This window comes from Arthrobacter sp. UC242_113 (genome assembly GCF_044054585.1).
Lineage (GTDB): Bacteria > Actinomycetota > Actinomycetes > Actinomycetales > Micrococcaceae > Arthrobacter.
This window is the reverse complement of the sequence record NZ_CP171968.1, coordinates 471,244-484,797: the sequence shown is the minus strand read 5'-3', so window position 1 is coordinate 484,797 and position 13,554 is coordinate 471,244. Positions and strand designations below refer to the sequence as shown.

The following is a 13,554-nucleotide window of genomic DNA, read 5'->3' as shown; positions in this document are numbered from 1 at the left end:
CACTAAAATCCAGACAGTGCAAAACTTTACTTTGTGAGCGAGAGTGCAACTATTGGCGGCGGCCTGCGCGAGCGCAAGCGGGCCGCGACGCGGGCGGCGATTACCGCCGTCGCGCGTTCCCTGACGTCCGAGCGCGGCCTCAACGGCTACACCGTGGAGGACGTCTGCGAACAGGCGGGCATCTCCCGGCGGACCTTCTTCAACTACTTCCCCACCAAGGAAGACGCCATCCTGGGCCACGTGGACGACGAGCTGCCCGAGGACGTCTTCGAGGAGTTCCTCCGCGGCGGACAGGGTTCACCTCAAGGACAGATCTCCGCGAGCCTGCTCCAGGACCTCCTCCAGCTTTCGCTCAGCATGTCCGAGCGGATGAGCAGCTCCGAGGAGGAAACCCGGCAGCTGATCGGCGTCATCGAGAAGGAACCGCAGCTGATGCTCAAGATCATTGGCGCCACGGAGGAGCGGGAAGCCCATTTCGCGCAGCTCCTCGCCCGGCGCGAAGGGGTTCCGGCCAGCCACCCCGTGGTGCGGATGGCTGTGGTGGTCATGGGCAACATCGCCCGGCACACCAGCCTCGCCTACTTCTCCGAAGGCAACACCCGCACGTACCGTGACCTGCTGCTCGAGAATTTCGAAGCCGCCAGATTGCTGCTCTCCCAGCCGTATTCCCGCCCCGCCTCCGATCCACACCACACTGAAGCCCCCTCCGCAGAAGGACAGTCATGAGCACCGCCGTCAGTTCCAAAGCCGCAGCCGGACCGCTGCTGCTGACCCAGAAACGCATCTGGATCATCTTTTCCGCGCTGATCGCCGGCATGCTGCTCTCCAGCCTCGACCAGACCATCGTCTCGACGGCCATGCCCACCATCGTCGGCAAGCTCGGCGGCGTCGAGCACCAGGCCTGGATCACCACCGCGTATCTGCTCGCCACCACCATCGTCATGCCGGTCTACGGCAAGTTCGGCGACATCCTCGGCCGCAGGAACCTCTTCCTCGTGGCCATCGCATTGTTCACGCTGGCTTCGGTGGGCTGTGCCTTCGCCACGGATTTCTGGGGCTTCGTCATCTTCCGCGCCATCCAGGGCCTGGGCGGCGGCGGCCTGATGATCCTCTCGCAGGCCATCATCGCGGACATCGTTCCCGCCAAGGAACGCGGCAAGTACATGGGCCCGCTGGGTGCCATCTTCGGCCTCTCGGCCGTGGCCGGACCGCTGCTGGGCGGCTTCTTCGTTGACCACCTCACCTGGGAGTGGGCCTTCTACATCAACATCCCCGTCGGCATCGCCGCCTTCACCATCGCCTGGTTCACCCTGACGCTTCCCAACAAGAAGGCCGAAAAGCGGATCGACTTCCTGGGCGTCCTGTTCCTCTCCGTCTCCACCACCTGCCTGATCTTCTTCACGGACTTCGGGAGCAAGAAGGACGAGGGCTGGGATTCGCCCGTCACGTGGGCCTTCGGCGCCGGTCTGGTCCTCGCCGCGGCGGCCTTCGTCGCCGTCGAACGCCGCGCGGAAGATCCGATCATCCCGCTGAGCCTGTTCCGGAACCGCATCTTCGTGAACTCCACGGCCATCGGCTTCACCCTGGGCCTGGGCATGTTCGCCGCCATCGCCTTCGTGCCCACGTTCCTGCAGATGTCCTCGGGCACCTCCGCCGCCGAGTCGGGGCTGCTCATGCTCCCGATGATGGCCGGCCTGATGGGAACGTCCATCTACTCGGGTATCCGCATTTCCAAGACCGGCAAGTACAAGATGTTCCCGATTCTCGGAGCCATCCTGACCATCGCCGCCATGCTGTGGTTCACCACGCTGTCTGCCGAGACGCCCATCTGGATCATCTGCGTCCAGCTGTTCCTGTTCGGGTCGGGCCTGGGCCTGATCATGCAGGTCATCGTCCTCGTGGTGCAGAACTCGGTTCCGGCGGACCAGATCGGCACGGCCACCAGCACGAACAACTACTTCCGCGAAGTGGGGGCTGCCCTGGGCGTGGCGGTGTTCGGTTCGATATTCACGAACCGGCTCGCGGAATCCCTGACGAGCGCCTTCACCGGCGCCGGAGCGTCGGCCAGCCAGGCCTCCCAGTCCACCAGAACGCTGGATCCGCAGACCCTGAGTCAGCTTCCCGGGCAGCTCCGCGACGCGATCGTCAACGCCTACGCCGATTCCCTCGCACCGGTGTTCTGGTACCTCGTTCCGTTCATCGCCGTTGCACTGGTTCTGGCCATCACGCTGAAGCAGATCCCGCTCTCGGACACCGCCGGCATGGTGGCCCGCGGCGAGGCGGTGGGCGGTGAGGAAGCCGAGCTTCTCGAGGCAGAGCGGCAAGCCGCCACGGTCTAAAGAGCTGCCGGGGACTCAGGACTCGTAGTGGACTGAGTCCCCCGGCAGCAGTGCACGGCGGAAGCATTCGCGGTCTCCGGGCTGCAGATCCGGCAACCCGTCCAACGCAAACCAACCCACGGCCAGGGACTCGTCGTCGTTTACCCGCGCCTCACCGGAGACGTGGCGGCAGCGGAACACGATGTCCAGGAAATCGCAGACGTCGCCGTTGGGGAACGTCACAGGCCCTACTACGCCGACCGACACCATCCTCTCCGTTTCGGCCACGACGGCGGTCTCTTCGAAGATCTCCCGCAGCAGTCCGGGTGCGGGATGCTCACCGGGCTCCAACATCCCCGTAATAAGGGTCCACCTGCCGTTGTCGGACCTCTGGCCCAGCAGGATGTGGCCGTCGTCGTTGAACACCACACCCCGCACAGCAGGAACCCACAGCGGGTCGTGGCCGATTTTTTCGCGGAGCTTCAGGACAAATTCAGGTGCCGGCATGGGTTCAGCCTAGCCGGACCGGAGCCCGAACCACACCGGGACCAGCGCCCCTGTCCGCAGCTAACCGGCGGGCAGCAAGACCATCGCCGCGGCTGCCCCCGCCAGCATGAACGGCCCGAACGGAATGGCCGATTTGAGTGTCCCGCGCCGCAGTGCCAGCAGGCCGATGCTCCAAAAACCGCCGAGCAGGAACGCAGCGAACGTCCCGGCGAAGACATGCGGCCAGCCGAGGTAGCCCAGGTACAGCCCCAGAACGCCGGCAAGTTTCACGTCCCCGAAGCCCATGCCGGGCGGATACACCAGACGCAGCACGAAATAGAAGAGCCACAGCACCGCTCCCCCGGCCGCAATCCTCAGCGCGGGCACCCCGAAAAGGCTTGCCGCGCCGTCGGGCAGCCCCGACGGTTCCACCGCCGCGAGGGTGAGCACCGCCCCCAGCAGCAGCGCACCGGCAATGCCATAGGAGGGAAAGACAATCCGGTTCGGCAGGAGGTGGTGCCGGACGTCAATGACCGTGAGCCGCACCGCCATCACGGCGAAGTAGGCGCAGGCGGCCAGCAGCAGCCAGAACGCGAGCGGTGCCGCTTCCCATAGTCCGCCCAGTCGTTGGATCACTCTCGGATGCTACTGGATTGGCCCGCCTGCCGCTCGGGGCCGCGCGTAAACTGTGGATATGGGGACCTGGGACGCCAAACACCGGCAGGAACACGGCGGCGGTGCCACGCCCACGTCGGCCGTTTCCTTCCGCAACCTTTGCCGCTCGTCCCCGTGGAAGTGGCAGTCCCTGCGCTTCGAATACGCCGAAACTCCGGGCGCCGGCACCGTCCGCGCCTGGCTGCGCCGCCCCGGCGCGCTGCGCCTGGAGTCCGACGACGGCACGCGCCTGGGCAGCACCACGGGCATCAACGATTCCCGAGACGGCCTGTACATCAGCGCCACGCGGAAGTCATGGCTTCTACCCGCACACCTGGTGACGCCGGTGTACGACGACGGCGGGCTGGTCCGGCGCCGCCCTGAGGCCGCGTACGGCGAACCCTCGTTCGGAAACGGCCGGTTCGCCGCTGCACTGGATCCGGTGGAGCTTGCGGGAAATGCCCCGGTGCCGCTGGAGTTCCCCAACGCCAACGCCGTCGAACTGCTGGAGCCGGTTCAACAGTTGACGCACGAGGGCCGCGCGGCGCTGGAAACCGTGGTGTCACCGAACGCCGGGTACCGGCCGCTGGATCCGGCGGCACCCCTGTGCGGACCGGGCCGGACCCGAATCCGCATTGATGCCGGGACCGGAGTGTGTGTTTTCGCCGAACCGCTCGACGGCGGGGGGCAGCTTCCCGGGCACCGCATCCGGATCCTGGCCGTGGACGAGTACATGCTGGACGATCTTTTCGTGGCGGAACCGGTGAACCTCACTGACGTGCGCGAGCACATCCAGTGGCCGCTGCGTCCCAACCCGGCCTGACGCCGACTCACGAACCCCGCCTGACGAACCCCGCCCGACAAACCCCGCTGGCGGGCCACCCGGAATGCGGGGTGCCGCGCAGGTTTTTTCCAACCTGCCGGCCGCAAACTCGTGCCATGTCAACCATGGCTCCAGACGTATCGACACCTGACACGGCCACCACCGGCAGGACCGGTACCCGGCGCCGTCGGAAGCTGCTGCTGATCCCGCTTTCCCTGCTTTGCGCCCTAGGGCTCGTGCTGGGATATCTCTTCCTTACGGCCAAGCCCGAGGCCAGCACCCCCCTGGGTGCGAGCGCGGTGATCCCCGGCGGAACGGCGCGGGTCAATGGCATCATCCCGCTGGAAAAGGACGGCTGGCTTCCGCCGGAACGCGTCCAGGTCTTGGACGAGGGCGCGTCCGCGGGGACCCACCGGGTCAGGATTCTGGTGCAGTTCACCGCTCTTGAAGGTGAAGGCCTCACCTTGGACACGTCGCAGTTCTCGGTGACGGGCCTGGGTGCCAATAGCATCCATCCCCTGTGGACGTCACCGGGGAAGGCGCAGCTCCGGCAGGGAGATACGGCGGACGCCACCATGGTCTTTGAGCTGCCTAACCAGGCGATCGCCCTAGTGCTGGAAGGGCCCGGCAACACCCGGCTGTCCCTCGGCCTGTCGCACCACACCAGCTGACGGCGCACCGCAGCGGCATAGGCAGGGCCCACATCGTTTAGGCTTCCGGCATGACCGAGCTGATCTCCGTGTGGCCTCCGTTCGCGCTCACCCTGACCACGCCCCGGCTCACGCTGCGGCCACTGCGAGACGACCACATCCCCGCCGCGGTTGAAGCGGCGGCCAGCGGCATCCACGAACAGGGCCGTAACCCGTTCAGCTCACCATGGACCGCTGTCCCAACTGGTGACCTTGGAGCCAACATGGCCCGCTGGTACTGGCAGTGCCGCGGCGCCTCCACCCCCGAATCCTGGACGCTCACGATGGGCGTCTGGCACGAGGGCACCTTCCTCGGCTGCCAGGACGTCGTGGCGAGGGACTTTTCGGTCCTCCGCACAGTCGCCACCGGATCGTGGCTGCGGAAGAGTGCGCAGGGCCGCGGCTTCGGAAAGGAGATGCGGGCCGCCGTCGCGCTTTACGCGTTTGACTGGCTTGGCGCCGAAGTTTGCGAATCCGAGGCCGCCGACTGGAACGCCGCCTCCCTGGGCGTCTCCCGGTCGCTTGGCTACGAACTGAACGGCGTCACCCGCCTGTCCTGGGGCGGCAAGCAGGAGACAGTCCAACGGGTCCGCCTCACCCCGGAGAGCTTCCGCCGCCCCGACTGGCAATTGAGGGTAGACGGCCACGAACCCACGGCAAGGTTCCTCCTGGGAATCCATACTGATTGAGCTTGGCTTGCCTTCCCACTCGCGCGTTACCAAAAACGGCCGCTGGGACCCCGCAATAAGCGGCCACATTTAGCAAAACGACGTCGGTCAAGGCAGGGCTCTCTGGTTTCGACAAGCTCAACTAGCGGGTTGTGGGTGCTCGAAAAGCCGCTCAAGGGCACACGCCGGGACGCGGTTCTTCGCAAAGGAGCGCATCGCGACGCATCGGACCCCGTGAGGTCGCCCCGCGACCGAAGGGGTCCCTATGCGTCGTAAGCGACGTCCCGAGGGCCCCGAGGCGAGCTTGCGAGCCTTGGGAAGGGACCTTCGCGCTAAGCGACGGCGAAGGGCCGTGGCCCGGCGGACCCGACCACAGCGACGGCGAAGGGCCGTGGCCCGGCGAACCCGGCCACGGCCCTTCCGAGCACTGGTGCGGAGTTACGCCCCTTCGAGCAGGTCCGTGACGAGTGCCGCGATGGGCGAGCGCTCGGACCGGGTGAGGGTGATGTGGCCAAAGAGCGGGTGGCCCTTTAGGGTTTCAACGACGGCTGCGATGCCGTCGTGCCGTCCGACCCGGAGGTTGTCGCGCTGGGCAACGTCGTGGGTGAGGACGATCTTCGAATTCTGCCCGATCCGGCTCATGACGGTCAGCAGGACGTTCTTTTCGAGCGACTGCGCCTCGTCCACGATCACGAACGCGTCGTGCAGGGAGCGTCCGCGGATATGGGTCAGCGGCATGACCTCCAGCATGCCGCGGTCCATGACCTCCTCCACGACCTCCTGGCTTACGAGCGCACCCAGGGTGTCGAAAACCGCCTGCGCCCAGGGATTCATCTTTTCCTGCTCCGAGCCCGGCAGGTAGCCGAGCTCCTGGCCGCCGACGGCGAAGAGCGGGCGGAAGACGATCACCTTGCGGTGCTCACGGCGTTCCAGCACCGCCTCCAGGCCGGCACACAGGGCAAGGGCCGACTTGCCGGTGCCCGCGCGCCCGCCCAGGGACACGATGCCCACGGCGGGGTCCATCAGCAGGTCGATGGCGAGCCGCTGCTCCGCGGAGCGCCCGTGGAGGCCGAAGATGTCGCGGTCCCCCTTGACCAGGCGGACCTGCTTGTCCGCACCGACACGGCCGAGCGCCGAGCCGCGGTTGGAGAGCACCATCAGGCCGGTGTTGACCGGCATCTCGGCAGCCGCCGGGATGAAGACCGGTTCGTGCCCGTAGAGCGTGGAGATCTCCTCGTCGCTCGCATCGATCTCGGCGACGCCGGTCCAGCCGGAGTCCTTAACGAGCTCGTTGCGGTATTCGTCGGCGAGCAGGCCCATGGCCGAGGCCTTGACCCGCATGGGGAGATCTTTGGACACCACGGTGACGTTGCGCCCCTCGTTGGAGAGGTTCTTGGCGACGGCGAGAATGCGGCTGTCGTTGTCCCCGCCGCGGAACCCGGCCGGCAGGACTTCGGCCGAGATGTGGTTCATCTCGATCATGAGCGTACCGCCGGCGTCGCCCAGCGGGATGGGCCGGTTCAGCCCGCCGTGCTGGATGCGAAGGTCATCAAGGAGCCGGAGCGCCTTCCGTGCGAAGTAGCCGAGTTCGGGGTCATGCCGTTTCCCTTCAAGTTCGGTGATCACCACGATCGGCACAATGACTTCATGCTCCGCAAAACGCAGCAGGGCGCGGGGGTCGGAGAGCAGCACCGAGGTATCAATGACGAAAGTGGAGACTGATGGCTGGGACTCAGTCTGTGGGCCGGAAACAGCAAGACCGGCTGCGGCGTCTTTCGTGTCCGCACCGGTCTTTGAATTGGCTCGCTTGGCGCGAGAGGTAGCCTTCTCACCCTTGTCCGTGATGACGTCGGGCAGTTGTTCAGAAATAGCCACATCGACTCCAGCCCCGGGGCGCTGCCCGGAATTGTTATTGGTGAGGCGGCTCGGCCACGAGGCCGGATCCGGCCTCCCATACAACCGGTGCGAAGAATCGCTCCATGTACTGGCCTCCCCGATCAGCCGGCGGTTTGCCTGCTGATGGATTCAACGTAATTCGCCCCGAACTAATTTCCAACGTCTTCTTCCGGCGATTCCTGTTGCCGGTGTGTGAATTTGGCGTGAACGGCGGCGGCCAAACCGTGCACGACGGCGGCCCAAAAGGGCGGCCCATAAGGCCGCAACGGACGCCGGCAACGGTTAGGAACCGAAGCGCCGCTGCCTGCCGGCGTAGTCGCGCAGGGCGCGGAGGGAAATCCACCTTCCGGAAGGCCGGCCACAAGGCCTCGCAGAAGTAGAACTCGCTGTAGGCGCTCTGCCACATCAGAAAACCTGAGAGCCGCTGCTCGCCGGAAGTCCGGATGACCAGGTCCGGATCAGGCTGGCCGCGGGTATAGAGGAAGCGCGAGATGTCCTCCACGCTCAGGGAGTCGGCCAGTTCACTGATGTCCGCCTTGTGCGCCACGGCGTCGTGCAGCAGCTCGCGCACTGCGTCCACGATCTCGCGCCGGCCTCCGTAGCCGACCGCCACATTCACGTGCAGCTTCTCCCGCACCGGCGTCCGGGCCGTGAGAGTGGTCAGACGCTCCGCCAGGTAGTCGGGGAGCAGCTCCGGGGCGCCCATGGCGTGGACCGAAATGTTGGCGTCGTCGTCGAGGCGGTCCAGCGTGTTGGCAATGATGCCCATGAGCAGGTCAAGCTCTTCGCCGGATCGGTTCATGTTGTCCGTGGAGAGCATATACAGCGTGACAACCCTGACGCCCAGCTCCTGGCACCAACCGAGGAACTCATGGATCTTGTCCGCGCCGGCCTGGTGCCCCTGGCTGGTGGGGGCATTGAACTGCCGGGCCCAGCGCCGGTTGCCGTCCACCATTACGCCGATGTGCCGTGGGATCCGCTCCGGCTCCAGAGAGCGGAGAAGCTTGCGCTCGTAGAAGCCATAGAGGAACCCGGGCCATTCCATCCGGCGACTCACCTGACTTCCTCTGTAAGACTTTTGTGCAAGTCCTAGGCTACCGCCCTAAGGCTGCGGCCGCGTGCAGGTGGCAGTCCGAAGCCTCCACCTAACGAGCCGTAAGGTCGCAGCAGGCAAGATGTTACCGGTAGGTAACTTACTGAACCGTAGGTTATTCTGGATGACATGAAAAGCAACGCCCCGGACGGTGCAACCGGCGGACCGGAGCCGTCGAAAGCAGAGCCCACCGCCGTGGACGACGCCGCGGCACGCATGGCCGAACTGCTGACGATCAAGCCCAAGTGGCGGGGATGGATCCACACGGTCACCGCGCCATTCGCCCTGGCTGCCGGGATCGTCCTGGTTACGGTGGCGCCAACCGCGGACCGCAGGATAACGTCCGCGATCTACGCCCTTACCGGAGTCCTGCTGTTCGGCATCAGCGCTGTGTACCACCGCGGCAACTGGTCCCCCGGCGTCAAACGCGTCCTCAAACGGCTGGACCACACCAACATCATGCTGGTGATCGCCGGCAGCTACACCCCGCTCGCGTGGAGCCTCCTGGACAGGCCGACGGCGGAGTTCCTGCTCTGGCTGATCTGGTCAGCCGCGATCCTGGGTGTGCTGTTCCGGCTGTTCTGGACCGACGCACCCCGCTGGCTGTACGTGCCCATTTACATCGGCCTCGGCTGCGGGTCCCTCTTCTACCTGCCCGCCTTTTTCGCGGCGAGCGTCCCGGCGGCGCTGCTCATCTGCGTCGGCGGGGCCCTGTACATCGCCGGGGCAGTGTTCTACGCCGTCAAGAAGCCCAACTTCAGTTACCGGCACTTCGGCTTCCACGAGCTGTTCCATGCGTTCACGGTGCTGGCCTTCGCCGCGCACTTCGCGGCCATCCTCATCGCAGTGCAGAGCTGACCCGCTCCAGCGCCGCCTCAACGGTGGCGACGGGCCGGTCGCAGACCATGCCGCGGCAGACGTAGACGAGCGGTGCACCGCCGGGCCCGGCCGGCCTCTCCCGCAGCAGCGGCACCTCGGCAGGCTTCCCGCCGTCGTCCCCCTCAGCCTCGCCAACCGCCACCACCAGCCCCGGGCTCGGGGACAGCAGCAGCGCGCGGTGGAGGGCGTCCCGTTCGGCACCGGCATGCCCGACGACGGCGGCCTCCAGCGGCCCCGCCAGCGCGGCCTGCGCTGTGGCCAGCAGCCAGCCCGCCGCCCGCGGCGCCCGCGTTGCGAGCGGGGGCACCAGGACGAGGATGCTCCCGGCCATGATCCGGTGGTCCGCGGACCCGGACAGGGCGGCGTAGGTCAGCAGGGCGCCGGCAAAGGCCGCAGCCCCGCTGGGCGTGGCGTCGTCAAAGAAGTCCAGGCCGGGCTTCCCGCCCTGCGCACTGACCACCTGCGCCGATTCCCCGGCCGAGTCGGCGAGCCGCCCGCCGTCCACGAACCGCGTGCACGCCGCCTGGATGTCTGCCTCCGCCAGCGTGTACCAGCGGGGCGAGCCGGTGGCCGAATACAAAGCCAGGAAGCCTTCGGCGCAGAACGCATAGTCCTCGAGCAGGCCTCCGATCCCCCTGGCCGCGCCGCCATGCGAAACCCGGACCAGCTTCCCTGCTGCCGGCTCCCCCGACGCCGGTTTCCAGTGGACCCGTTCCAGATATCCGGCGATCCGGCCGGCTGCCGCCACAAGGTCCGGGCGGTCCAGGACTGCCCCGGCCTCCGCCAGCGCAGCCACCGCCAGTCCGTTCCAGCCCGCCACCACCTTCTCGTCCCGCGCGGGCTGCGGCCGGCGTGCCCGGACCTCCCGGAGCCTGGGCCGCACGTCCAGCCAGAGCCGCGCCTCGTCACCGTCCAGCGCCCGGCCCGGGTGCAGCGGCGAGCCGAGCTCCGAGACGGTGCTGCGCGCGCCGACGTTCATCATCCACGCGACGGCCGCGGCATCCTCCGCGCCAAGGACCCGCTCCAGCTCACCGGGGGTCCACAGGTAGGTGGCCCCTTCGTGGTGCTCGCCGTCCACCACGCTGTCGGCATCCAGCGAGGACGCGAGCCCGCCGTCGGGCAGCCCCAGGGCCGTGAGCATCCAGTCGGCCGTGCGCGCCGCAACGTCGGCGGCCTCGGTGGCCGGGAAACCGGCCGTTCCGCCGAGCCTGATCCAGTGCACGTAGACGCGCAGCAGCTGGGCGTTGTCGTACAGCATCTTCTCGAAGTGCGGAACGGACCAGTCCCGTGTCACCGAATAGCGCGCGAAGCCGCCGTCGAGCTGGTCGAAGAGCGCCGAGCGGGCCATGGCCGCGAGGGTTCGCCCGGCCATCTCCCTGGCCTCTTCGGCGGTGTCGGAGGGCACCGCCGCGTGCCGGACCAGGAACTCCAGAACGGCCGACGGCGGGAACTTGGGGGCGGTGCCGAACCCGCCGTCGTCGGGGTCTTCAGACCCGGCCAGGGAGCGCACGGCGGCGGGCAGCAGTCCGGCGTCGACCGGTTCCGGCGGCCGGGAGACGTCCACAGCCGCCGCGAGCTGCACCTGGCCCATGTTCTGCGCGAGGGAGCGGGCGTTCTCCTCCACGGCGCCGCGGCGCTCCACCCACGCCTCGTGCACGGCCTCGAGGACCTGTCGGAAGGAGGGCCGCCCGGGCATGGGCCGCGGCGGGAAGTAGGTGCCGGCATGGAAGGCCTGGCCCTCCGGGGTCAGGAAGACGGACATCGGCCAGCCGCCCTCGCCGCTGATGGCCTGCGTGGCGGCCATGTAAACGGCGTCGACGTCCGGACGCTCCTCCCGGTCCACCTTCACCGCCACGAAATGGCCGTTCAGGTAGTCAGCGGTGGCCTGGTCCTCGAACGATTCCCTGGCCATGACGTGGCACCAGTGGCAGGCGGCGTAGCCAATGGACAGGAACACGGGGACGTCCCGGGACGCGGCACTCGCAAAGGCGGCGTCCCCGAAGGGCTGCCAGTGCACCGGGTTGCCGGCGTGCTGGCGCAGGTAGGCAGAGGGTTCCGCGCCGAGGGCGTTGCGCTCCCCCGGCTGGGGCTCCCGTGATGCGGGCTGCCCTGATCCTGAATCAGGTGTCGGCGCGGCCTGCATTGCCGTTGGCGGCGTCGTCGCGGGAGATGTCCGCGGCCTCGGCGGCGGCCATCCGTTCCTCCTCCACCTGGGCGCGGTACCGCACCCGGCGGATGCGGCGCACCATGTCCACGATCAGCAGCGCGGAGAGCACCACAATGAAGGCGGTCAGCAGGAATCCCAGCAGGCCGGGCGTGACCTGGTCCTGGGACAGGCCGGGCCGCAGCGACGGCGAGGGTGCCGGGGACGATGCCAGGGCGATGAGCAAATGCTGCACTGTTCAAACCTTCTCAAGGCTGGGGCCGCCGTCCACCGCGTGGGCTAACGCCTGGCCCGTTGGTAGGCGCGTCGCCGCGGCCGACCTGGCCGCCACACGGTGTTCTGCGCGGGTTCTTCTACGCGGTCTTCTACACGGGATAGAAAATGTCTCTTGTCTCTATCTTAGCCCCGCGAAGAGGTCCTTCTCCGGCAACTCCGTGGCCACCTTCGATTGGATCAGCGTGTAGTCCTCCCAAGGCCAGGCACGCGCCTGCATCTCCGCTGACACGGCGAAGAAGAAGCCCAGCGGGTCCACCTGGGTCCGGTGGGCGCGGAGGGCGTCGTCACGGGTTGCAAAGAAGTCGCCGCAGTCCACCTGGGTGGTTGTTTCATGCGCGGGCGGAGGCGGCGTGTGCCCTTCAGCGTCGGCCTCAAGCCAAGCGGCAAGGCGCTGGGCGTACGGCGACTGAAGCCCGGCCTCCTCCAGGGCAAAGTGCAGGGCACGGAAGCGTTCCGGGCTGAAGGCGCGGTCGTAGTAGAGCTTGCTCGGCTCCCATGCATCACCGGTGCCGGGATACCTGGCGGGGTCACCCGCAGCCTCGAATGCCTCCACCGCAACCCGGTGCGCCATGATGTGGTCCGGATGGGGGTAGCCGCCATTTTCGTCATAGCTGACGATGACGTGCGGCTTGAAGTCCCGGACCAGCCTGACGAGGGGGCCCGCAGCCCGTTCCAGGGACTGCAGCGCGAAGCAGCCGGCCGGCAGCGGCGGGAGCGGATCGCCTTCGGGCAGCCCCGAGTCCACGAAGCCCAGCCAGCGCTGCCGGATGCCCAGGATCCGGGCGGCCTCGTTCATTTCGAGGCGGCGGGCACCGGCCATGTCGCGCTTCGGATGGGGCTCGCCCTCCATGGCCGGGTTCTGAATGTCACCGCGTGAGCCGTCCGTGCAGGTGGCGACCATAACGTCCACACCGGCCGCGGCGTACATGGCCATGGTGGCTGCGCCTTTGCTGGATTCGTCATCCGGGTGGGCGTGGACGGCCAGCAGGCGAAGCGTGGACGACTGGCTGGTGGACGCTGTCATCTGGGACTGCTCCTCTTTCTCCTGGGGCTGACTGCAATGCTGGCGCCGGATAATTGCCTTCGGAATCGCCACTAAACTGGAAAGGTGACTACCGAGGACAAGTCGGGCACTTCCCAGCCTGCAGACATTAGCCTAGCCAATCGCTATGGCCGTCCAAAGCGCAGGATGTCCCGAAAGGCCCGGCGCTGGGCGGTTATCGTTGCCCTGGCAATCGGAATGGGCTTCCTGGCCTGGGTGTCAACGTCCAACGCGACGGCGTCGGTGACGTTCAAAGACATCGGCTACCGGACCACAGATGCCACCCAGGCCCAGGTGGACTTCCATGTGACGAGGGAACCCGGCACGCCAGTCAAGTGCGCCATCAAGGCGCTCGATTCCAAGTTCGCCGTGGTCGGCTGGAAAGTGGTCGATATTCCGCCGGTTGAGCAGGACGCACAGGGACAGAGTGCCGACGGCGGCCGCACCCTCGCCCAGCGGGTTCTCCTGCGCACCGAATCGCAGGCCGTCTCGGGCGTCGTGGACAGCTGCTGGATCCCGAAGCCCGCGGCCTCCTAGAGCGCTCCTGGAGCCTGCCAGGGGCCCGC

At 67.3% G+C, this 13,554-nt stretch carries 13 protein-coding genes and 1 pseudogene; 7 read left to right on the top strand and 7 right to left on the bottom strand.

Translation table 11 applies throughout. The annotated features are described in order from the left end of the window. The first annotated feature begins 33 nt into the window (after positions 1 to 33). Positions 34 to 726, top strand: a complete 693-nt coding sequence (locus ACHMXB_RS02250; RefSeq protein ID WP_395402413.1) for a TetR family transcriptional regulator — start codon at positions 34 to 36, stop codon at positions 724 to 726. Beyond that, entirely contained in the window at positions 723 to 2,339 is a 1,617-nt protein-coding gene (locus ACHMXB_RS02245; protein ID WP_395402411.1) for an MDR family MFS transporter, read from the top strand. Before ACHMXB_RS02250 ends, ACHMXB_RS02245 begins: the two co-directional genes overlap by 4 nt. 15 nt (positions 2,340 to 2,354) lie before the next feature. Here ACHMXB_RS02245 and ACHMXB_RS02240 read toward each other — a convergent pair whose 3' ends face one another. Together ACHMXB_RS02240 and ACHMXB_RS02235 are read right to left on the bottom strand one after the other, a co-directional pair. Beyond that, positions 2,355 to 2,825, bottom strand: a complete 471-nt coding sequence (locus tag ACHMXB_RS02240; protein ID WP_395402409.1) for an NUDIX hydrolase — start codon at positions 2,823 to 2,825, stop codon at positions 2,355 to 2,357. A 60-nt stretch (positions 2,826 to 2,885) separates the two neighbouring features. After that, on the bottom strand, positions 2,886 to 3,440 hold the full coding sequence (locus tag ACHMXB_RS02235; RefSeq protein ID WP_395402407.1) for a prepilin peptidase: 555 nt from the start codon (positions 3,438 to 3,440) through the stop codon (positions 2,886 to 2,888). A gap of 58 nt (positions 3,441 to 3,498) precedes the next feature. Between ACHMXB_RS02235 and ACHMXB_RS02230 the strand changes: the two genes are divergently transcribed. The 3 genes from ACHMXB_RS02230 (at position 3,499) to ACHMXB_RS02220 (ending at position 5,659) form a co-directional block, all read left to right on the top strand. Further along, positions 3,499 to 4,281: a hypothetical protein gene (locus ACHMXB_RS02230; RefSeq protein WP_395402405.1), complete on the top strand. Its 783-nt coding sequence runs from the start codon at positions 3,499 to 3,501 to the stop codon at positions 4,279 to 4,281. A gap of 116 nt (positions 4,282 to 4,397) precedes the next feature. Further along, the gene (locus ACHMXB_RS02225; protein WP_395402403.1) at positions 4,398 to 4,952 is read left to right on the top strand and encodes a hypothetical protein; all 555 of its coding nucleotides are present in this window, start codon (positions 4,398 to 4,400) and stop codon (positions 4,950 to 4,952) included. 50 nt (positions 4,953 to 5,002) lie between these two features. Continuing rightward, on the top strand, positions 5,003 to 5,659 hold the full coding sequence (locus ACHMXB_RS02220; RefSeq protein ID WP_395402401.1) for a GNAT family N-acetyltransferase: 657 nt from the start codon (positions 5,003 to 5,005) through the stop codon (positions 5,657 to 5,659). 417 nt (positions 5,660 to 6,076) lie between these two features. Here the strand turns inward: ACHMXB_RS02220 and ACHMXB_RS02215 are convergent, their stop codons facing one another. Both ACHMXB_RS02215 and ACHMXB_RS02210 read right to left on the bottom strand, forming a co-directional pair. Then, positions 6,077 to 7,513: a PhoH family protein gene (locus ACHMXB_RS02215; protein WP_395402399.1), complete on the bottom strand. Its 1,437-nt coding sequence runs from the start codon at positions 7,511 to 7,513 to the stop codon at positions 6,077 to 6,079. 303 nt (positions 7,514 to 7,816) lie between these two features. Beyond that, positions 7,817 to 8,579: pseudogene (locus tag ACHMXB_RS02210) on the bottom strand (isoprenyl transferase). 264 nt (positions 8,580 to 8,843) lie between these two features. Between ACHMXB_RS02210 and ACHMXB_RS02205 the strand changes: the two are divergent. Beyond that, entirely contained in the window at positions 8,844 to 9,485 is a 642-nt protein-coding gene (locus ACHMXB_RS02205; protein WP_395405075.1) for a hemolysin III family protein, read from the top strand. Here the strand turns inward: ACHMXB_RS02205 and ACHMXB_RS02200 are convergent. The 3 genes from ACHMXB_RS02200 to mca all read right to left on the bottom strand — a co-directional run bounded on the left by ACHMXB_RS02200 (position 9,466) and on the right by mca (position 12,970). Continuing rightward, positions 9,466 to 11,649, bottom strand: coding sequence for a thioredoxin domain-containing protein (locus ACHMXB_RS02200; protein WP_395402397.1), 2,184 nt, complete (start codon positions 11,647 to 11,649; stop codon positions 9,466 to 9,468). The two genes, ACHMXB_RS02205 and ACHMXB_RS02200, sit on opposite strands and share 20 nt — an antisense overlap. Continuing rightward, positions 11,627 to 11,905 (bottom strand): hypothetical protein, encoded by a 279-nt coding sequence (locus ACHMXB_RS02195; protein WP_395402395.1) that lies wholly within the window; start codon positions 11,903 to 11,905, stop codon positions 11,627 to 11,629. The genes ACHMXB_RS02200 and ACHMXB_RS02195 overlap by 23 nt, the downstream gene beginning before the upstream one ends. Before the next feature lie 159 nt (positions 11,906 to 12,064). Further along, positions 12,065 to 12,970, bottom strand: a complete 906-nt coding sequence (gene mca / locus ACHMXB_RS02190; protein WP_395402393.1) for a mycothiol conjugate amidase Mca — start codon at positions 12,968 to 12,970, stop codon at positions 12,065 to 12,067. 84 nt (positions 12,971 to 13,054) lie between these two features. Between mca and ACHMXB_RS02185 the strand changes: the two genes are divergently transcribed. Beyond that, on the top strand, positions 13,055 to 13,525 hold the full coding sequence (locus ACHMXB_RS02185) for a DUF4307 domain-containing protein (protein ID WP_395402391.1): 471 nt from the start codon (positions 13,055 to 13,057) through the stop codon (positions 13,523 to 13,525). Positions 13,526 to 13,554: the final 29 nt, after the last annotated feature.

Bases quoted from the DNA above. Each gene is read 5' to 3' on its own strand.
- ACHMXB_RS02245 (WP_395402411.1), top strand. From the start codon at position 723: ATGAGCACCGCCGTCAGTTCCAAAGCCGCAGCCGGACCGCTGCTGCTG.
- ACHMXB_RS02230 (WP_395402405.1), top strand. From the start codon at position 3,499: ATGGGGACCTGGGACGCCAAACACCGGCAGGAACACGGCGGCGGTGCC.
- ACHMXB_RS02220 (WP_395402401.1), top strand. From the start codon at position 5,003: ATGACCGAGCTGATCTCCGTGTGGCCTCCGTTCGCGCTCACCCTGACC.
- ACHMXB_RS02240 (WP_395402409.1), bottom strand. From the start codon at position 2,825: ATGCCGGCACCTGAATTTGTCCTGAAGCTCCGCGAAAAAATCGGCCAC.
- mca (WP_395402393.1), bottom strand. From the start codon at position 12,970: ATGACAGCGTCCACCAGCCAGTCGTCCACGCTTCGCCTGCTGGCCGTC.
- ACHMXB_RS02205 (WP_395405075.1), top strand. From the start codon at position 8,844: ATGGCCGAACTGCTGACGATCAAGCCCAAGTGGCGGGGATGGATCCAC.
- ACHMXB_RS02200 (WP_395402397.1), bottom strand. From the start codon at position 11,649: ATGCAGGCCGCGCCGACACCTGATTCAGGATCAGGGCAGCCCGCATCA.
- ACHMXB_RS02225 (WP_395402403.1), top strand. From the start codon at position 4,398: ATGTCAACCATGGCTCCAGACGTATCGACACCTGACACGGCCACCACC.